Source organism: Peptoniphilus indolicus, assembly GCF_900454665.1.
Classification (GTDB): domain Bacteria; phylum Bacillota; class Clostridia; order Tissierellales; family Peptoniphilaceae; genus Peptoniphilus; species Peptoniphilus indolicus.
In genome coordinates this window covers 713793-731452 of the sequence record NZ_UGTH01000001.1, presented here as the reverse complement: position 1 = coordinate 731452, position 17660 = coordinate 713793, and the positions used below count along the sequence as shown (strand labels likewise).

The 17660-nt window shown below is 33.0% G+C and carries 18 protein-coding genes; 13 read left to right on the top strand and 5 right to left on the bottom strand.

Features of this window, described 5'->3' with window-relative positions; genetic code table 11:
- Positions 1-44: 44 nt before the first annotated feature.
- Genes DYE58_RS03495 through sdaAB form a run of 3 tightly spaced genes read right to left on the bottom strand, consistent with a single transcriptional unit; the run spans position 45 to position 2814 of the window.
- On the bottom strand, positions 45-1265 hold the full coding sequence (locus DYE58_RS03495; protein ID WP_004819511.1) for a dicarboxylate/amino acid:cation symporter: 1221 nt from the start codon (positions 1263-1265) through the stop codon (positions 45-47).
- A 1-nt stretch (position 1266) separates the two neighbouring features.
- Complete coding sequence (sdaAA, locus tag DYE58_RS03490) at positions 1267-2145, bottom strand: L-serine ammonia-lyase, iron-sulfur-dependent, subunit alpha (RefSeq protein ID WP_004819509.1); 879 nt, start codon at positions 2143-2145, stop codon at positions 1267-1269.
- Entirely contained in the window at positions 2146-2814 is a 669-nt protein-coding gene (gene sdaAB / locus DYE58_RS03485) for an L-serine ammonia-lyase, iron-sulfur-dependent subunit beta (protein ID WP_004819507.1), read from the bottom strand.
- A 231-nt stretch (positions 2815-3045) separates the two neighbouring features.
- Here sdaAB and DYE58_RS03480 point away from each other — a divergent pair, with 231 nt between their 5' ends.
- Positions 3046-4590 (top strand): AbgT family transporter, encoded by a 1545-nt coding sequence (locus DYE58_RS03480; protein ID WP_004819506.1) that lies wholly within the window; start codon positions 3046-3048, stop codon positions 4588-4590.
- A 143-nt stretch (positions 4591-4733) separates the two neighbouring features.
- Here DYE58_RS03480 and DYE58_RS03475 read toward each other — a convergent pair whose 3' ends face one another.
- Positions 4734-5891 carry an MFS transporter gene (locus DYE58_RS03475; protein ID WP_004819503.1) on the bottom strand — a complete coding sequence of 386 codons (1158 nt, stop codon included), beginning with the start codon at positions 5889-5891 and terminating at the stop codon, positions 4734-4736.
- Positions 5892-5997: 106 nt separating this feature from the next.
- On the opposite strand from DYE58_RS03475, the gene DYE58_RS03470 reads away from it, so the two are divergent.
- Together DYE58_RS03470 and DYE58_RS03465 are read left to right on the top strand one after the other, a co-directional pair.
- The gene (locus DYE58_RS03470) at positions 5998-6846 is read left to right on the top strand and encodes a MerR family transcriptional regulator (protein ID WP_004819501.1); all 849 of its coding nucleotides are present in this window, start codon (positions 5998-6000) and stop codon (positions 6844-6846) included.
- Positions 6847-6895: 49 nt separating this feature from the next.
- On the top strand, positions 6896-7873 hold the full coding sequence (locus DYE58_RS03465; RefSeq protein ID WP_004819498.1) for an aromatic acid exporter family protein: 978 nt from the start codon (positions 6896-6898) through the stop codon (positions 7871-7873).
- 26 nt (positions 7874-7899) lie between these two features.
- Here DYE58_RS03465 and DYE58_RS03460 read toward each other — a convergent pair whose 3' ends face one another.
- Positions 7900-8793 (bottom strand): fructose bisphosphate aldolase, encoded by an 894-nt coding sequence (locus tag DYE58_RS03460; RefSeq protein ID WP_004819497.1) that lies wholly within the window; start codon positions 8791-8793, stop codon positions 7900-7902.
- Between the two features lie 100 nt (positions 8794-8893).
- On the opposite strand from DYE58_RS03460, the gene DYE58_RS03455 reads away from it, so the two are divergent.
- The 10 genes from DYE58_RS03455 to DYE58_RS03410 all read left to right on the top strand — a co-directional run bounded on the left by DYE58_RS03455 (position 8894) and on the right by DYE58_RS03410 (position 17647).
- Positions 8894-9508 carry a ribonuclease H1 domain-containing protein gene (locus DYE58_RS03455; RefSeq protein WP_004819494.1) on the top strand — a complete coding sequence of 205 codons (615 nt, stop codon included), beginning with the start codon at positions 8894-8896 and terminating at the stop codon, positions 9506-9508.
- Positions 9505-9939, top strand: a complete 435-nt coding sequence (locus DYE58_RS03450; protein WP_004819492.1) for a deoxycytidylate deaminase — start codon at positions 9505-9507, stop codon at positions 9937-9939. Before DYE58_RS03455 ends, DYE58_RS03450 begins: the two co-directional genes overlap by 4 nt.
- Positions 9936-10385 (top strand): large conductance mechanosensitive channel protein MscL, encoded by a 450-nt coding sequence (gene mscL, locus DYE58_RS03445; RefSeq protein ID WP_115312015.1) that lies wholly within the window; start codon positions 9936-9938, stop codon positions 10383-10385. The genes DYE58_RS03450 and mscL overlap by 4 nt, the downstream gene beginning before the upstream one ends.
- A gap of 19 nt (positions 10386-10404) precedes the next feature.
- Complete coding sequence (locus DYE58_RS03440) at positions 10405-11526, top strand: patatin-like phospholipase family protein (RefSeq protein ID WP_004819485.1); 1122 nt, start codon at positions 10405-10407, stop codon at positions 11524-11526.
- The gene (locus DYE58_RS03435; RefSeq protein WP_004819483.1) at positions 11523-12143 is read left to right on the top strand and encodes an NUDIX hydrolase; all 621 of its coding nucleotides are present in this window, start codon (positions 11523-11525) and stop codon (positions 12141-12143) included. The genes DYE58_RS03440 and DYE58_RS03435 overlap by 4 nt, the downstream gene beginning before the upstream one ends.
- A gap of 239 nt (positions 12144-12382) precedes the next feature.
- Positions 12383-13393 (top strand): resuscitation-promoting factor, encoded by a 1011-nt coding sequence (locus tag DYE58_RS03430; protein WP_004819482.1) that lies wholly within the window; start codon positions 12383-12385, stop codon positions 13391-13393.
- Positions 13394-13444: 51 nt separating this feature from the next.
- On the top strand, positions 13445-14308 hold the full coding sequence (locus tag DYE58_RS03425; protein ID WP_004819480.1) for a hypothetical protein: 864 nt from the start codon (positions 13445-13447) through the stop codon (positions 14306-14308).
- 94 nt (positions 14309-14402) lie between these two features.
- Positions 14403-14846, top strand: coding sequence for an Hsp20/alpha crystallin family protein (locus DYE58_RS03420; RefSeq protein ID WP_004819477.1), 444 nt, complete (start codon positions 14403-14405; stop codon positions 14844-14846).
- A 169-nt stretch (positions 14847-15015) separates the two neighbouring features.
- Positions 15016-15984, top strand: coding sequence for a dihydropteroate synthase (gene folP / locus DYE58_RS03415; RefSeq protein ID WP_004819474.1), 969 nt, complete (start codon positions 15016-15018; stop codon positions 15982-15984).
- A gap of 265 nt (positions 15985-16249) precedes the next feature.
- Entirely contained in the window at positions 16250-17647 is a 1398-nt protein-coding gene (locus tag DYE58_RS03410; protein WP_004819471.1) for a YfcC family protein, read from the top strand.
- Positions 17648-17660 lie beyond the last annotated feature (13 nt).

Sequence of the window (17660 nt, the reverse complement as noted above, 5' to 3'; positions counted from 1 at the left end):
TCCTAAAATATAGAGAGGAGAATTTCTCCTCTCTTGAAATCTAATTAGTCTTCTTCTGTTGGAATAGGACGTTTAACTATATGCTTGTAATAGAATTTTTCTACCATCATTGATATAGCATTGTCGCCTGTAACATTGGCCGCTGTACCAAAAGAATCTTGAGTTAAGTAAAGTGAAATCAAGATTGAAGCAAGTGGTGATTCAGAAGCTATACCAACAACAGGTAGGAATGGAAGAGCACTCATAACAGCTCCGCCTGGAGCTCCTGGAGCAGCTACCATTGCAACGCCAAGGATGGCGATGAATTTTAATATAAGGGCATATGAATGAGGCATATCATACATGTGTAGTAATGTGAATACACATGCAGTAAGCGTGATCATAGAACCTGGGAGGTGAACAGTTGCAGATAGAGGAATTACAAATTCTCTAATTTGTCTAGTTACACCAATTTTTCTATTACATTCAACATTGACAGGAATTGTTGCAGCTGATGATTGAGTACCAATTGCCGTTAAATAAGCAGGAACTGCTTTTCTAAGAGAAGCAAAAGGGTTTTTCTTACTATAAGCTCCGGCAACTATGAACATAGCACAAATATATAAAATATGTAGCACTATTATGCAGCCGAAGATTTTTATAAATACAGAAAGTATAGCAAATACTGATCCGGAGTAAGCCATATTTGCAAAGTTACCAAATATAAAGAATGGTAGAAGAGGTATGATTGCCTTTTCAAGTACTAAGTTGATCATAGCATTGAATTCATTTATAAGTTTATAAAAGCCTTCACCATCTCCATGTTGACGAATAATTGATACACATAAACCTATCATAAAAGCAAGAACAAGAGCTCCTGTTACATCAATAGCAGGTTTAAGTGGAATTTCAAAGAAAGCTTCAAGAGTTTTTTCACTTGCTGATTGAATTTTATCAACCATTTCAGTTGAAATAAAACTTGGGAATATATTACTAGCCATAGTGTAAGAAAGTGTACCTGCTATAAGAGTTGAAGCATAAGCAAGTCCTACGGTGGCAAGAAGTAATTTTCCGGCGCCTTCAGATAAGTCTGCAATGCCCTTAGATACAAATGCAATAATCATTAATGGGATTATAAATCCTAGGAATTTACCGAAGTTTGATGAAAAAGTAACTGCTATTTGAGTTACAACTTCAGGTAAATTTAGGCCTACTAATGTACCCAAAACTATAGCGATGATTAGTTTTGGAATTAAGCCTAATTTAAAAGTCTTTTTTTCTGTCATATTAATCTCCTTCTTTCAAGAAATCTCTTCTAATTTTTTGACCGGTTTTACTTCCGGCAAGCCCGCCAAGTCCTGTCTCTCTTAAGGCTTCAATCATGGAATTTCCAACTTCACCCATTGCTATTACCACTTCATCAAATGGCACTAAACTTTCAATACCTGCAAGAGCTAAGTCTGCAGAGATAAATGCATTGATTACTCCGGACGCATTTCTGAAAGTGCAAGGATATTGAACTAAACCGGCTATAGGATCGCATACAAGTCCAAGCACATTAATGATTGTGATACTTGCAGCGTGAAGAGCTTGTTCAACAGTTCCACCAAGCATTTCAACAATGGCAGAAGCTGCCATTGCAGAAGCGGAACCACATTCAGCTTGACAACCACCTTCGGCTCCGGCAAAAGTTGCATACTTTGCTATCAATTGACCTATACCTATTGAGGTAAGGAAGCCGTTTTGAATAGTGGTTCTATCAAAATTATATTTTTCAGAAGCGGCGACCAACATTGCCGGCATGATTCCGGAAGAGCCTGCAGTTGGAGCAGCTACGATTTTTCCCATTGAAGCATTTACTTCACTTGTGGAAAAAGCCATTGCCATAGCTTTTGCAAGGAAGTCGCCAACTATAGATTTTCCGGAAGTTGCATATTCATAAGTAGTCTTTGCAAATCCGTCAATCATTTTGTATTCAGTTACATCTGAATTAGTTAAATTTTTAGTTGCTGAGGAGTACATTACATCAATTACCTCGTCAAGTTTTTTTCTTATTTCTTCTTCAGTGGTATGAGAATTTTTAATCTCTTCCTCAAGAACTAAGTCGTAGATTTTAATGCCTCTCTCATTGCACACATCTATTATTTCACGAGCTGTGTTTAGCATCTATACCTCCACATATTTAGCTGTTATAAATCTTTCGACACCGAGTATTGCAGATTTTAAACTATCTGTAAGTGGCTTATCAATTTCTACAGTTAAAGTTACAACATTAGTCAATTTATTCTTCTTAGTATTTAAAGATTCAATATTGTAATCATTTCCTGTAAGCAGTGAAGAGACGTAAGATATTACACCACGTTGCTCAGGGTATTCAAGTAATATAGTTGAATAATCACCTTTAAACTCGATGGCAATTCCATTTATGTTTACAATTTTCATAGCTCCACCACCAATAGAAGAGCCTATTACATATTCTTCATCTCTATCAGGATATGAAAAAATTATTTTTACAGAATTTGGATGATAATTTTCACCAAGATTTATAGTAGTAAATATATAATTTAATCCGGATTCTTCAGCAATTTCAAAAGATGTTTTAATTCTGTCGTCATCCGGCTCAAAGCCAAGAATTCCACCAACTAAGGCGCGGTCAGTTCCATGTCCTTTATAAGTATGTGCAAAAGAACCGTGAAGTTGAAATTCAACTTTATTAAAACCTTCGCTCACAATATCGACGGCAACGTTTGCAATTTTACACGCTCCGGCAGTGTGTGAACTTGACGGACCGACCATAATGGGGCCCATGACTTCAAATGCACTATAATCTGTCATATAACACCTCCAAATTTATTATATCAGAAAATTTGATTATTGGAATAAGTGCAAGGAAATTTTGCTTTCAGAGAATAAAGTGGATATAAAAAATGTTCTTAAAAATTAAAGCTTACAATCAAAGCTTATTTAGGAAGATTTGAAATATTATAAATAAAATTTAACTTAAATGCTATGAAGAGTTAACAATATCCTGTATAATTTTATTATAAATAAAAGAGGAGGCAGAGTATGAAATCTACAAACAACAAAAAAGAAGTCAAAGGATTTCTAAAAGGTGTTGAAGTAATAGGTAATAGACTACCGCACCCTGCAATAATATTTTTTATTCTTTCGGTGGTTGTAGTAATTGCTTCGCATTTTGTTGCAAAGTATGGAGCACCGGTAACATATTACGATGCTAAGGCTGGGGAAGAGGTTACCAAGAGTGCCGTATCACTATTAAATGCAGAGGGTATAAGATATATCTTCAATTCAGCCACTAAAAACTTTACAGATTTTGCTCCACTTGGAACAGTACTTGTTGCAATGTTAGGGGTTGGAGTTTGTGAATGGACAGGTCTATTTAACACAGGTTTAAGAAAAGCACTTTTAAATGCAAATCCCAAAATACTTACTCCAATAGTAGTATTTGCAGGTATTATGTCAAATGTAGCTTCAGACGCAGGATATGTAGTAGTAGTTCCAATAGGTGCACTAATCTTTGGTCTTGCAGGGCGTCATCCATTAGCAGGACTTGCAGCGGCATTTGCAGGAGTAAGTGGTGGATTTTCAGCAAACTTAATTTTAGGTACGACTGACCCACTATTGACTAACATCACAAATGAAGCTTTAAAAGCTGCTCAAATTGACACAACAATACCGGTAACATCAAATATGTATTTCTTAGCAGTATCAGCAATATTCTTAACAGTAGTTGGAACAATAGTTACTGATAAAATTGTTGAGCCAAATTTAGGAAAATATGTTGGAGCAATAAATGAAGCTGAAGCAGCTGACAATGTTACAGATATTGAAGTGAAAGGTATAAGAAATGCAATGATTGCTCTTATTGGATATGTAATCATAATGGGAGTATTGATGTTCCCACAAGGAGCACTTTTCCAATCACTTAACGAAAAAACAGGACAAATGGATTTAAATGAATTCTTACATTATGGATTAATTCCAGCGATGATGCTTTTATTTTTAATCCCTGGTCTTGTATATGGAAAGACTATAGGAAAGATAAAATCTACTCATGATTTAGTAGCGGCTATGACATCAGCTATGAAATCAATGGGAGGATATCTTGTACTTTCTTTCTTCGCAGCACAATTTATAGCTTATTTTGGTAAGACAAATTTAGGACTTATCATATCATACAATGGCGCAGCATTCCTTAAGTCAGCAGGTCTATCTGGATTACCACTGATAATATTATTTATCTTATTATCAGCATTCATAAACTTGTTTATGGGTTCAGCATCAGCAAAATGGGCTATCATGGCACCAATCTTTGTACCAATGTTGCTTGAAATGGGATTCTCCCCTGCGCTTACACAAGTTGCTTACAGAATAGGTGATTCTTCAACAAACATTATTTCACCGCTTATGACTTATTTTGCAATGATAGTAGTATTTATGCAAAAGTATGACGAAGATTCAGGACTTGGAACTTTGATTTCAATGATGCTTCCATACTCATTAGCATTCTTAGTATTCTGGACAGCGTTGATGGCAGTATTCTATGCTTTCAACTTACCAATAGGTATTGGTGGGACTATATTTATGTAAAAATTTTATTTTAGGAGCTTTATTTTTATTACTCTTTTTTATTGAAAATTGCTTGAAATGAGTTTATAAGAGAGAAAAAAATATAATCAAATAAAGTAACCATCAAAATTAAAAAAGGTAGCGTGTAAAAATATTTTTACACGCTACCTTTTTTGATTTATATTTTTGATTGTAAAAATAGATACAGTGCCTACTAGGGCAAAGAGCATGGAAATTAAAATTGTATTTCCTATTCCTAAATTTTCAACTAATATTCCGCCGATTAACAATCCAAATACACCGCCGAGCGTGATGGAGCTTGTAAGATATCCTTGTGCTCTAATTCTCATAGATGGTGGGAATTTTCTACTGAATAGGTAAACTGAAACAGGAGTGAAAATTCCAAATCCTACAACTTGAGAAACTTGAACAGCAAGAAGTGTTCCAACGGTTGGGGCAAAATAAGTCAAGATACCTTTTGCGATGAACATAACTGCTGAAAATTTGAATAATTTTATTAGATTATATTTCCCCAATACTTTTGGTAGAGCAAACATTGCTATTGTTTCGGAAAATGCCGCTATTGAAAAGGCAAGACCCATGTGAGATGAATCTCCTCCCAAGTTTTCCATTATTTGAAGCATAAATGAATGGTTTATTTGATAGAATACAAATAATAGAATAACCCCAATGATAGCTGCTGTAGCCTCTCTTTTAGAGAAGGGAATATCTGATTCGACTGCTCCGCTTGAAGTATGTAATGAATTTACATTTTCTAAGTGTGGTTGGGATAGCATTATGAAGAACAACAATGCAAATAGTACGATTGAAAATATTATGGGCATATCAGAGTTCCCAACACTCATTTTACCAAGGATTAGAGAACATATTGCGTACGAAAAAGCTCCTATCCCCCTAGCTTTTGAAAAGTCTATATTTTTATCAAGTTGCATATAATTCATTCCAAGACTGTTTAGCAATGGTTGAAGAGATAGAACCAACACATTGGGAATTAAAATTAAAATAAGTACTGTGATAATTGGGCTGCGAAACAATAGTGAAAGTACTAGAGCTATAATTGAAATTAAAATTACAATCAGCATGTATTCACGTTCAGTTTTGCTCTTTGAATTTTCACATAGTTGAGATATAAATGGACCAAAGAAAGCAGCAATCACACTACCGAGTGCTGCTATTATTCCGATATTTGAAACACTTATTCCACGACCGGTCAAGATAACATTGATGTATGAAGTCAGACAAGCCATCAACATCCAAAAAATTGATTGAGTTAAAATATATTTTAATTTAAGATTTTTCATAAACACCTCAAGATTATTATAATTTAAAATATACAAGATAACAAAGAAAATATTTAGTTGACTGATACATTAGAGGTGAGATTATCATTTAGATAGAGGTGATAGTATGTTAATAAATGAAGTTGCAAAAATTACTGGACTTACTAAAAAGGCAATTGTGTATTATACTGAGAAAGAACTTGTGAGCCCCAAAGTATTAGAAAACGGATATAGAGATTATTCACAAGAAGATGTAAAAATTCTAAGAGATATCTATGTGTATAGAAAATTGAATTTACAAGTTGAAGAAATAAGAGAGATTTTAAAGCACGGAAAGAAAAAGTTAGATGAAATTTCAATAAAGAAGGATTTGGAATTAAAAAACCAATCTATTCGAGCTGAACTACTTCACAAACTATCAAATGGTTCTAGATTTGAGGAGATTGAAGAACTATTAAACATTTTAGAGAAAAATAGTTATATTTCAGAAATGTTGATCGAAAAATTTCCGGGGCACTACGGAAGATATTTATATTTACATTTTTCAAAGTTTCTTGAGATAAAAGTTGTAACGGAAGAACAGAAAAGAGCTTATGAAAAAGTCATGGAGTTTTTAGATAATATGCCAAACTTTACAGTTTCTGATAAATTAAATAAGTTTTTAGAAAATACGCCAAATATGGAAATTCTTCAGAGAGCGGAAAATGAGACTATTAAAAGTATTGAAGAGCCTGAGAATTTTTTGGATAATAGAGAACAGATAGAAGCTTATTTAGAATATAGAAAGTCTGATGAATATAAAAGTTCAATTGGCTATGAGTTAATGGAAAGTTTTAAATCTTTTAATCAGGAAAATGGATTTTATGATGTATTTATTCCAAATATGAGAGTTTTGAGTAAAAAATATGATGAATTTTATAAAAAACTTGAAATTGCAAATGAACTCTTTATAAAGGAGTATGGGATGTTGGATTAAAATTTGTGTAAACTCAATCTCAAAGGGTAAATAAAGTCTGGGTGAGTTTATGAATATAATAGGATTAAAAACTATAAAGATAGCTTTGGCGGCGGGAATATCTTTGTTTATAGCAGAATTATTGGGGCTTAAATCTTCTTCAGCTGCGGCAATAATAGCAATATTAAGTGTTATGGACACTAGAGAGGCAACTTATAAAGGCGTTATAAATAGAATGGCATCGGCAATACTCGCCTTGGGAATAGGAAGTATGTGTTTTATGTTCTTGGGTTATAATCTTTGGGCGTATGTATTGTATTTAATTTTATTTGTGCCAATTTCATTGTTGTTAAAAATTGATATAGGACTTGGACCATCAAGTGTTCTTGTAACTCACTTGTTGTTATCAAATGGTGTGGAATTGGGTTTGATATTAAATGAGATTGCACTCATGATCATTGGTTCAGGATTTGCAATTGTGGCCAATTTATATTTTCCATCTGTATCAAAAGAACTGCAAGAAGTTTTGGATAAGATAGATGGAAAAATAAGGTCTATTTTAGTTCACTATGCGAATTATATTACACAAGATATCCCTTTGATGAAAGGTGAAGTTGTGTTTAATATTTTAGACAATGACCTCAAGTTGGCAGAGACATTGCTGAGAAATGAGAGAGAAAATATGTTTTATGAAGAAAGTGCGGACTTAATGAGTTATTGGACTATGCGTGTTGAGCAAGTTAGAATTTTAAGACGTATGTTTGAAAACTTAAAGTATATGCCTCAAGAGTTTACACAGGGAACAGGCCTTGCAGAATTGATGATTTTACAAAATGAAAAGAATAGTGAGGCTGAACTAACAGACACTATAATTAATAGATTAGAAGAGCTCTACAACAGATATAGAAATTTACCATTACCTGAATCGAGAGATGAGTTTGAAAAAAGGTCCACATTATTTAGGACTTACTTAGAGTTTAAAGAGTTTGTAGATGTAAGAAATGCTTATGATGATGTTACAGAGGCTAAAAAATCCACAATAAATTAAAAGAGAGGGTAACCTCTCTTTTTTAGTTAGTTTTTATTTACAGATGCATCGAAGATTGAATCGATTGATGCTTGAAGCATAGTGTCGAATTCTTCATCTGTTTGGTCAGCTCTTAATCCTTCAGAAAGTGCTCTTGAGAAAGAAGCTATCAATCTATGATTAGCTTTTAATCTTGCATTAGATTCTTCTCTTGAATAACCGCCTGAAAGTACAACTATTCTAACAACTTGTTCGAAGTCGTATAGGTCTTCATAAAGGTCGTTCTTTTCTGGAAGAGTAAGTTTGAACATAAGTCTTGCATCAGAATCTAAAACTTCAAGTTGAGCTTTTAGTTCATCGTGAAGAGCTTGTTCTATTTCTGCTTTCTTTTCAGAGTGAATATCCACTTCCGGTTCAATGATAGGAACGAATCCAGCTGCCATGATTTTTTTAGCATATTCAAATTGTTGAGCAACTACAGCTTTTATTCCTTCAAGGTTAAGTTCTTTTATAACTGATCTCATCTTTGTACCGAAGATAGCACGTTCTTTTGCATTTTCAAGAAGTTCATCAAGACTCTTCATTTCTTTCATAAGTTGAACGCCGTCTTTTTCTTCAGCTAGACCTTCGTCAATTTTTAAAATAGGAACTATTCCAAGTTCGTTCCATAGATAGTCTGCAGTGTAAACTCCATCAATTTTAGAGTTCATTGTTCTCTTAAAAAGTATTGTAGCAAGGATTTTTTCGCCGTTAAAAGCAGGACTTTTTATAATCCTTGTTCTCATTTCATGAACAAGTTCAAACATTTCTTCTTCGCTATTGTAGCTACTTTCTTCAATTCCATATAGTCTAAGTGCCTTTGGAGTAGATCCACCACTTTGGTCAAGAGCGGCGATAAATCCGTCTTTAGATTTCATTTGTTCGAGTTGATTTTGATTCATTTTATCCCCCTTTTATTTGTTTTAAGTATATCATAAACCTTAAGTGTTGTATAATAAAGGTTAATATAATAAAATAAGACAAATAAAATTTAGGAGTATTATGAATTATTACGCAGTAAAAAAAGGAAGACAGACGGGAGTATTCACCACTTGGGATGAGTGCAAAAGACAAGTGATTGGGTTTGGCGGAGCAATATATAAAAAATTTCCAACACTTTCCGAAGCAGAGGCCTTTATAGGTGGAGAAACTAATGTAGAAAAAAAGATAGATAGTAAATCAGAAATAGTGAGTTCTATATCTGATGGAGAGATAATAGCTTATGTTGACGGTTCTTATGACAAGAATGAAAAAAGCTACTCTTATGGAATTGTACTGACTGACGGAGTGAATGTAATAGAAACTGACAGCAAGAGATTTTTCGGAGTAGAAGATGCTTCAATGAGAAATGTTGCCGGAGAGATAATGGGTTCTAAAGTTGCAATTGAAAGAGCTTTAGAGCTTGGATATAAAAAAATATATCTTCACTACGACTACATGGGCATAGAGTGTTGGGCTCTTGGAAGTTGGAAGGCAAACAAGAAATCAACTCAGGAGTACAGAGATTTTTATTCGAGTGTAAAGGACAAGATAACAGTAGAATTTATAAAGGTGCAAGCACATACTGGGGTGGAGTTTAACGAACTTGCAGATAAGCTTGCAAAGGGTGCGAAATGAGAAAAAGTTGGGATGAATATTTTTTAGAAATAACAGAAATGGTAGCTACTAGATCAACTTGTGACAGAGCATTTGTGGGTTGTGTAATAGTAAATAGTGAGCACAGAATTGTTTCTACAGGATACAATGGCTCGTTAGCCGGTAATCCACAATGTGATGAGATAGGACATACTATGAGAGATGGACATTGCATTGCAACAATACATGCTGAGATGAACGCTCTTTTATATTGTGCAAAAGAGGGTATAAGTGTAAAAGGTTGTACTGCATATGTCACTCACTTTCCGTGTTTAAATTGTACAAAAGCTCTAATCCAAGCCGGAATAACTGCCATATACTACAGAGATGCATATAGAGTGGATGACTATGCTCTAAAACTTATAAAGGATAACAATGTAGAGTTGAAAAAGTTAGAGAGGAGAGACAAATGAGTTTTGTAAAGGAATTTAAGGAATTTATTGCCAGAGGAAACGTAATGGATCTTGCTGTTGCGGTTATAATAGGTGGAGCATTTGGTAAAATTGTAACTTCATTAGTAGATGATGTAATCATGCCTGTAATCGCATATATAACAGGTGGTATTAATTTTGACGATATGTTCATAACTCTTGACGGTTCAAAGCATGCTACTCTTGCTGCAGCTAAAGAAGCAGGAGCTCCAGTTATGGGACTAGGGGCGTTTATTGGCAATGTTTTAAACTTTTTAATAATTGCACTTGTAATTTTTATTATGATTAGACAGATTAATAGAGTTAAAAAGAGATTTGAAAAAGAAGAGGAAGAAGCTGCACCAACAACAAAAACTTGCCCTTATTGCAAGAGTGAAGTTGCTATTGATGCAACAAGATGTCCTCATTGTACAAGCGAACTTAACTAATTGAGGGGAACGAAGAATTATGCTTGGATTAGTTTTAGAAGGTGGAGGAGCAAAAGGAGCCTATCAAATAGGTTCCTATTTTGCGTTAAAGGAACTTGGATATAAGTTTGATGCAGTAGTTGGAACTTCAATCGGAGCGATAAATGGAGCTATGATAGCTATGGGAGAAGCTAACGTGGCTATGGAAGCTTGGAGAAATACGGGGCTTTCAGATTATTATGATAATAAAGAGATTGCTCAGATAGTTTCAGAAAAGCAAACAAACAATATGTTTCATAGTTTTAAAAAGTTAATTGATAATTTAAACAGCAAGAGAATTTCAATTGAGCCACTTAGAAATTTTGTTTACAAATACATAGATGAAGATAAAGTAAGAAATTCTGATTTAAAATTTGGTCTTGTGACTATAAATTTAACTGATAGAGTTGTTGAAGAGAAGTTTGTTGAAGATATTCCAAAGGGACAGCTCAGGGATTATATAATAGCATCTTGTTACTTACCGATTTTTAAGAGAGAGTTAATAAATGGCAAGGCATATCTAGACGGTGGTTTTGCAAATCAAATTCCATATAATATGGTTGAACGATTGGGAATGAGACCAGTTATTATAAGGGCAAATCCAAATGATTTTAGAAATATGATAATGCCAAGCGATGCAATAGTGATTGCTCCGAGTGAAAAATATGTTGAAACTATGGACTTCAATCCAAATAAATCAGATGAACTTATGAGAATAGGGTATTTTGATACGTATAAGAAATTCAAGGGACTTTTGGGCAAAAAATACTATGTGAAACCATTTGATGAAGTTGAAGCTGACAAGCTTTTAAGAGAACTATATTTTGAAAAGGTCAAGGAATATTCAAATCTTCAATTTGAGTCAGAGTATAGAAAATTCTATGAAGAATTCATACCATCTATAGCTGCCAATTTGAAACTTGAAAGCAACTATAAATATTCAGAAGTTTTGACGGGATTGTTTGAATACTTTGCCAATAAGCACAACATAGAGTACTTAAAGATATACGATATTGAACAGCTAAGCGCTATTTTAAAAGCGAGAGGCGATTTTGAAAAATTACCGGAAGAGTTATTGAGTGCATTCAACATCAAGATTTTAATGAATAAGGTGTTAAGATGAAATTAGAAGATATATCAGAAGTATTTAAAGGCTATGAACCAAAACCGATAGAAGTGAAAAATAGTTATAGTGTCTTAATTCCACTAATAGAAGTTGAAAATGAAATACATTTATTATATGAGGTTAGAAGTAAAGAACTGAGAAATCAGCCTGGGGAGATAAGCTTTCCGGGTGGTAAGATAGAAGACGGAGAAAATCCAGTTGAAGCGGCTATAAGAGAGACCTCTGAAGAATTATGCATCACAAAAGATAGGGTTGAAGTGATATCAGAGGGAGACTATTTAGTAAATCCATATAATGCCATAATTTATTCTACAATTGGGAAATTGAATTTAGATGCAACTAAAATAAGCCCAAGTGGTGATGAAGTGGATTCAATATTCTGTGTTCCACTTAGTTATTTTTTAGAGAATGAACCCGATATATACGAAGTTGATTTAAAAGTTAAGAGTTCAGAAGATTTTCCGTACGACTTAATTCCAAATGGAAAGAATTATAAATTTAAAAGAGGAACTGACAAAATTCATTTTTATAGATATAAAGACAAAATAATTTGGGGATTCACAGCTAAACTTACCTACACATTTATACAAATGTTAAAAAAGAGGTGTGAGTGAGATTTAATTAAAAATTAATTTGTAAGAATAATTATTGTGTTTTTTGGGAAATAGTTACAAATAATATCAGAAAATTTGAGAATTAAAATAAATTTTTGGGACAGATATTCAAAAAAATTTAAAAGGTTACAAATTATTGACAAATTTATAAAACTCCTATATACTAACAAAGTCAGAAAGTAGTTACAAAATGATTACAAAATTTACAAATCAGTAACCGTTTTAGAGTAGGAGGAGTTATGAGTTTAAATCATGGAGAGTGGAAGAAGAAAGCCCTAACTTTTGTAATGGGAGCAATAATTCTTTCTTCAACATTCACATTAGGTTTTAACACTATAATGAGCAAGGAAGTAAGTCTTATTATAGATGGAAAAGAAAGTAAAGTAGTGACATATACATCGACAGTAGGAAGCTTTTTAGAAAATGAAGGTATAGAATTAAAAGACAAAGAAGTTGTTGAACCAAGTTTAGATACAAAGCTTGTTGATAATATGGACATAATAATAAAAGCACCAAAGAACTATAAGCTTCAAGATGGTGCAGAATCAAAATCAGTAAAGGCCATAGGGGATAATGTCGGAGAAATACTTAAGAATTTAAAGATAAGCGTAGATGCAGATGACGTTGTTACACCAGCTATGAATACACCGGTTAAGCCTGAAACTCTAATAATTATAGAGAGAGTTAATAGAGAAACTTTTGATGTGCAAACAGATATACCTTTTGAAACAGAAGTAAGAGAAAATTCTGAAATGTTTAAAGGAGAAGAAAAAGTTATTCAACAAGGTGTAGTTGGTAAGAAAACTGACACAGTACAACATACTTTTGTAAATGGTCAAATGGTTTCAATAGATATAATAAATTCTGTTGTATCTCAAGAACCTGTTAATGCCATTGTTGAAAAAGGTACTAAAGATAAACCTAAAGAAGATCAATCTGCTTCCTTACAAGGAAGAAATGTAAAGAAAGTTATAGTTATGCAAGCTACAGCATATGATCCAACAGCCGGTTCAAAGACAGCTATGGGAACAAGAGCAAGAGTTGGTGCGGTAGCTGTAGACCCAAGAGTTATACCACTTGGCTCAAAATTATATATAGAGTCAATGGATGGATTCCCAACTTATGGATATGCTGTAGCAGAAGATACAGGTGGGGCAATTAAAGGAAATAGAATAGATTTATTTTACAGTACAAATGCTCAAGCAAATAAGTTTGGCAGAAGAAATGTAAAAGTTTATGTATTAGATTAGATAGGAGCCGAAAGGCTCCTTTTTATGTTATAATCCGATTTAGGAGGAAGTATGAGAGAAAAATCGGAGTTATTGGATAGATATATAAATCAAATGGTAAAGTACTTGAGCTATGAAAACTCTATAACGGCGACCAATGATTTAAACGAAATAATAGAGAGTAAATTGGGAGAGGATTATACATACGAAGAATTAGAAGATTTTCTATTGACGCTTGGAAGTCCTTATAATTTTTCAACTAAGTATGAAGTCAAACAAAATATGCTAATTTCAGGGAAAAACTATGAGATATTTTTCAAATATTTGAAGATAATGTCTTTAGAAATCATATTAGCTACAATAATTTATAAATTTATTGGCGGATTTCAAAATAAGGCTGAAATTATAAACTCAGCTAAGAATTTATTGCTGACAGTTTTTATAACGGGAGTGCTTAGCAGTTTCATATCTGAAAGAGTGAAGAACATTAGAATGATGAGCTCTCTTGTAAAAGATTTCTCCATAGATGAACTATATTATTCAAAAGAAAGATACACTCAAAATAATGGTGAATATCTATTTATGTTTGTATTTAGTTTATTTATATTCTTGAGTATAATCTATGCTAGTTTGAGTTCAGAAGAAGCACTTACAAAAGCACTACAAATAATATTTTTCATGTTGGTTTTAAGAGATATAAGTAGAATATCAGAAGTATATTATGGTAAATTTATCACTACACTAAGCGTGATAACTGATGCAGGAGCTTTGATTCTACTAAGTACAATATTAAAAATGTATTTTTATGAAACACAACTCAGCGTAGTGTACTATCTATTAATTCTAACCATTGCATTTGATTTAGTAAGCACACTAATTAAATTGAAAAAAAGTATGAAAAAATCAAAAAATAAAAATAAAGGTCGAAGAAGGTAAAAAATATATTTGACTTTCTTTGACTTTTATTTTATAATTAATTTAGCACTTGAGATAAGAGAGTGCTAAATATTAAATCGATGGAGATGTTAAAATGACAAACTTAGTTAGAAGAAATGGATTTGGATTACAAAATAGGGGTTTTGAAGATTTTTACAACATGATGGATTCATTCTTTAATGAAGAGTTTCCATCAAAGAGAAGTAATGTGGAATCTTTTAAGGTAGACATAAGTGAAAATGACAATGAGTACACTGTAGAAGCTGAGCTTCCGGGATTTGAAAAGGAAGATATAAGCATTGAATTTGATGAAGGAAAATTGACTTTAAAAGCTGAAAAATCAGAGTCGGTTGATGAAAGTAATGAATCTAAAAATTATATTCATCGTGAAAGAAAGATGTCAAAAGTTTCAAGAAGAATGTATTTTAAAGATGTAGATGAAGAAAATATTAAGGCAAGCTTAGATAAGGGAGTGTTAAATATACAAATTCCTAAAAAAGCTGAACTACAAAAAGTAAAAAATATACAAATTGATTAAAATTATGACTCCAAGTCTTTATAGATTTGGAGTTTTTTATTTTAAATTTGTGGATATTCTATAGACTTAATAGGTATAAAATAAAATTGTTGACAAAATTTTTTATGAATTATATTATTCACAATAATTATAACTTTAAGTTTTAGAACGAAAGGAAGTTTAAAGTACAATGGATTTTAAGTATAGAGACAAGAAAATTGTAAGTGGGGAAAAGACAATTTTATGTGGAATAATAAATACCACACCGGACTCATTCTCAGATGGTGGCAAGTATTACGATATAGAAAATGCTGTGAGGAGAGCCAAGGAATTAGTTGCTGAAGGAGCAACTATGCTAGATGTTGGGGGAGAATCTACAAGACCGGGAAGCACTTATGTGGAAATTGAAGAGGAAATAAAGAGAGTTGTGCCAGCTATCAAGGCGATTAAAGATTCAGTTGATGTACCGATTTCAGTAGATACATGGAAGAGCGAAGTGGCTAAGGCAGCAATTGAAGCAGGAGCAGACATAATAAACGATATAACCGGATTTTTGGGAGATTTAAATATGGGCAAAGTAATTGGCGAGTCAAATGTTGGAGCAATAGTCATGTTTAATCCTGTTATAGCAAGGCCGAGTCATCCAAGCTCAAAGGTATTTCCTAAATTTGGAGGAGACGGAGTATTTTCAGAAGCAGAGTTAAAATCATATGAAGATATGAACATTGTGGAAGTTATGGAAAAATATTTTAAAAAGAGTTTGGAACTGGCTGAAAAATATGGAATATCTAAAGAGAGAATTATGCTTGACCCGGGTATAGGATTTGGACTTACAAAAAAAGAAAATTTAGAGTTGATAAACAAAGTAGATATTATAAGAGAAATGGGATATTTTACATTCCTTGGAGTATCGAGAAAAAGATTCATAATGAATATCTTAGATGAAAATGGATTTGAAACTAATTTTGAAACTGAAGAAGGAAGCATAAACAGAGATCAAAGTTCTGCTATTTTAACATCTATAGCTGCATTTAAGGGTGTTGAAGTTGTAAGAGTTCACACTATAAAACCTCACTTGATGGCAGCTTGCATTTCAGATAGCGTTAGAATGGCAGATGAAATGGAAGATATAAATTTTGGTGCATATAAAAATAAATAAAATTTTAAAGCTTGTGAGCTGACTTTTATGAGATCAGCTCTATTTTAATATTAAATTAGGATTAATGAGCGAAATTAAAGTTCTATAGAAATATAATTTCTTTAGAGTTATAATGAAATAAAGGATGAAATCGAGATTGAAATTTTAATTTAATATTTTGATTTCAAACCACTTTTAAAGACAAAAAATTTATAGGGGAGGTGAAGCGAAAATATTTTTATGAGTAGGTAGATTAAAAAACAATTAATAAGATAAGGAGGATAAAATGAATAAAGATAGGAAAAAAATAAAATTTGATGCATTTGTAATTATATTTTTAGTAATTGTTTTTTGTTATTTTTTAACATTGGTAGTTCCGTCTGGAGAATTCCAAAGAGAAGAAGTCAATGGAGTTACAACTGTAATAGCAAATAGTTTCCATGCTACAGAAAAAACTTATTTAGGACCTCAAGCTATTTTTCAAGCTGTGCCGGAAGGTTTGACATCGTCAGCATCTATGATGTTTGTGGTTATGATGGTGGCTGGATGTATAGAGATATACAAGCGTTCAGATGCAATAAATAAATTGGTATCTGCACTTCTATCCAAGGCAGATAGATTTGGCAGCGAAAAAATATTGTCTTTAATAATGGTTATGTTCGGGTGTTTGGGAGGATTTTTAGGTTGGAATGAACAGATAGTTCCGTTCATACCTATAATTATCTCGCTCTGTTTGGCAATGGGATATGATGTAATGACTGGGATAGCTTGTTCAGCCATGGTGGATATGATAAGTTTCTCCGTATCTCCATCAAGTGTGTACACTGTAGGAATTTCACACGAAGTAGCTCAGTTGCCAATGTTTTCAGGATTTGCATTTAGATTTATACTGTTGGTTATATTTAACATAATTATGCAAATTTATGTACTTAGATATGCAAGAAGCGTGAAGAGAGACCCTAACAATTCATATATGAAGGGAATAGACGATTCAAGTTTTAGAATTAACTTTTCAGATGAATTGAGTGCCAAGATGAATGGAAGACAAAAGTTATCTCTTTTAGTATTCTTGGGAACTTTTATAGCATCTATAGTTGGTGTTTCATCAAAAGGATGGAGCATGAACGATTTAGGCGCAGCATTCTTCTTTGCGGGAGTAATGGGTGGAATAATAAACGGAATGAATATAAACGAAGTCATCTCCGGATTTATTGCGGGAGCTAAGGACGGTCTTGGACCGGCGCTTGTAATAGGACTTGCAAGAGGTATTCAATGGATGTTGAACTCCGGTGGAGTAATCGACCCTATAATAAATGCACTTTCTAAACCGTTGAGTAAGATGGGTGCAGTTAGCACACCAATAGCCGTTATGTTTATAATCTCACTATTCAACGGTCTTATCACATCAGGTTCTGCAAAGGCCACAGCGCTTATGCCTATACTAATTCCTTTGGCAGACTTGATAGGAATGACAAGACAAACTATGATTTTAGCATTTCAATTTGGTGATGGTTTGACAAACAGTTTGTGGTTTACAAGTGGTACATTGCTAATGTTCTTAACAATTGCAAAAATTCCACTTAACAGATGGTATAAATTCGTTTGGAAATTACTCGCAATCTTATTTGTAGTTGCGATTATATCTTTAATTATAGCTGTAAAAATCAACTACGGACCATTCTAATTTACGAGGGAGA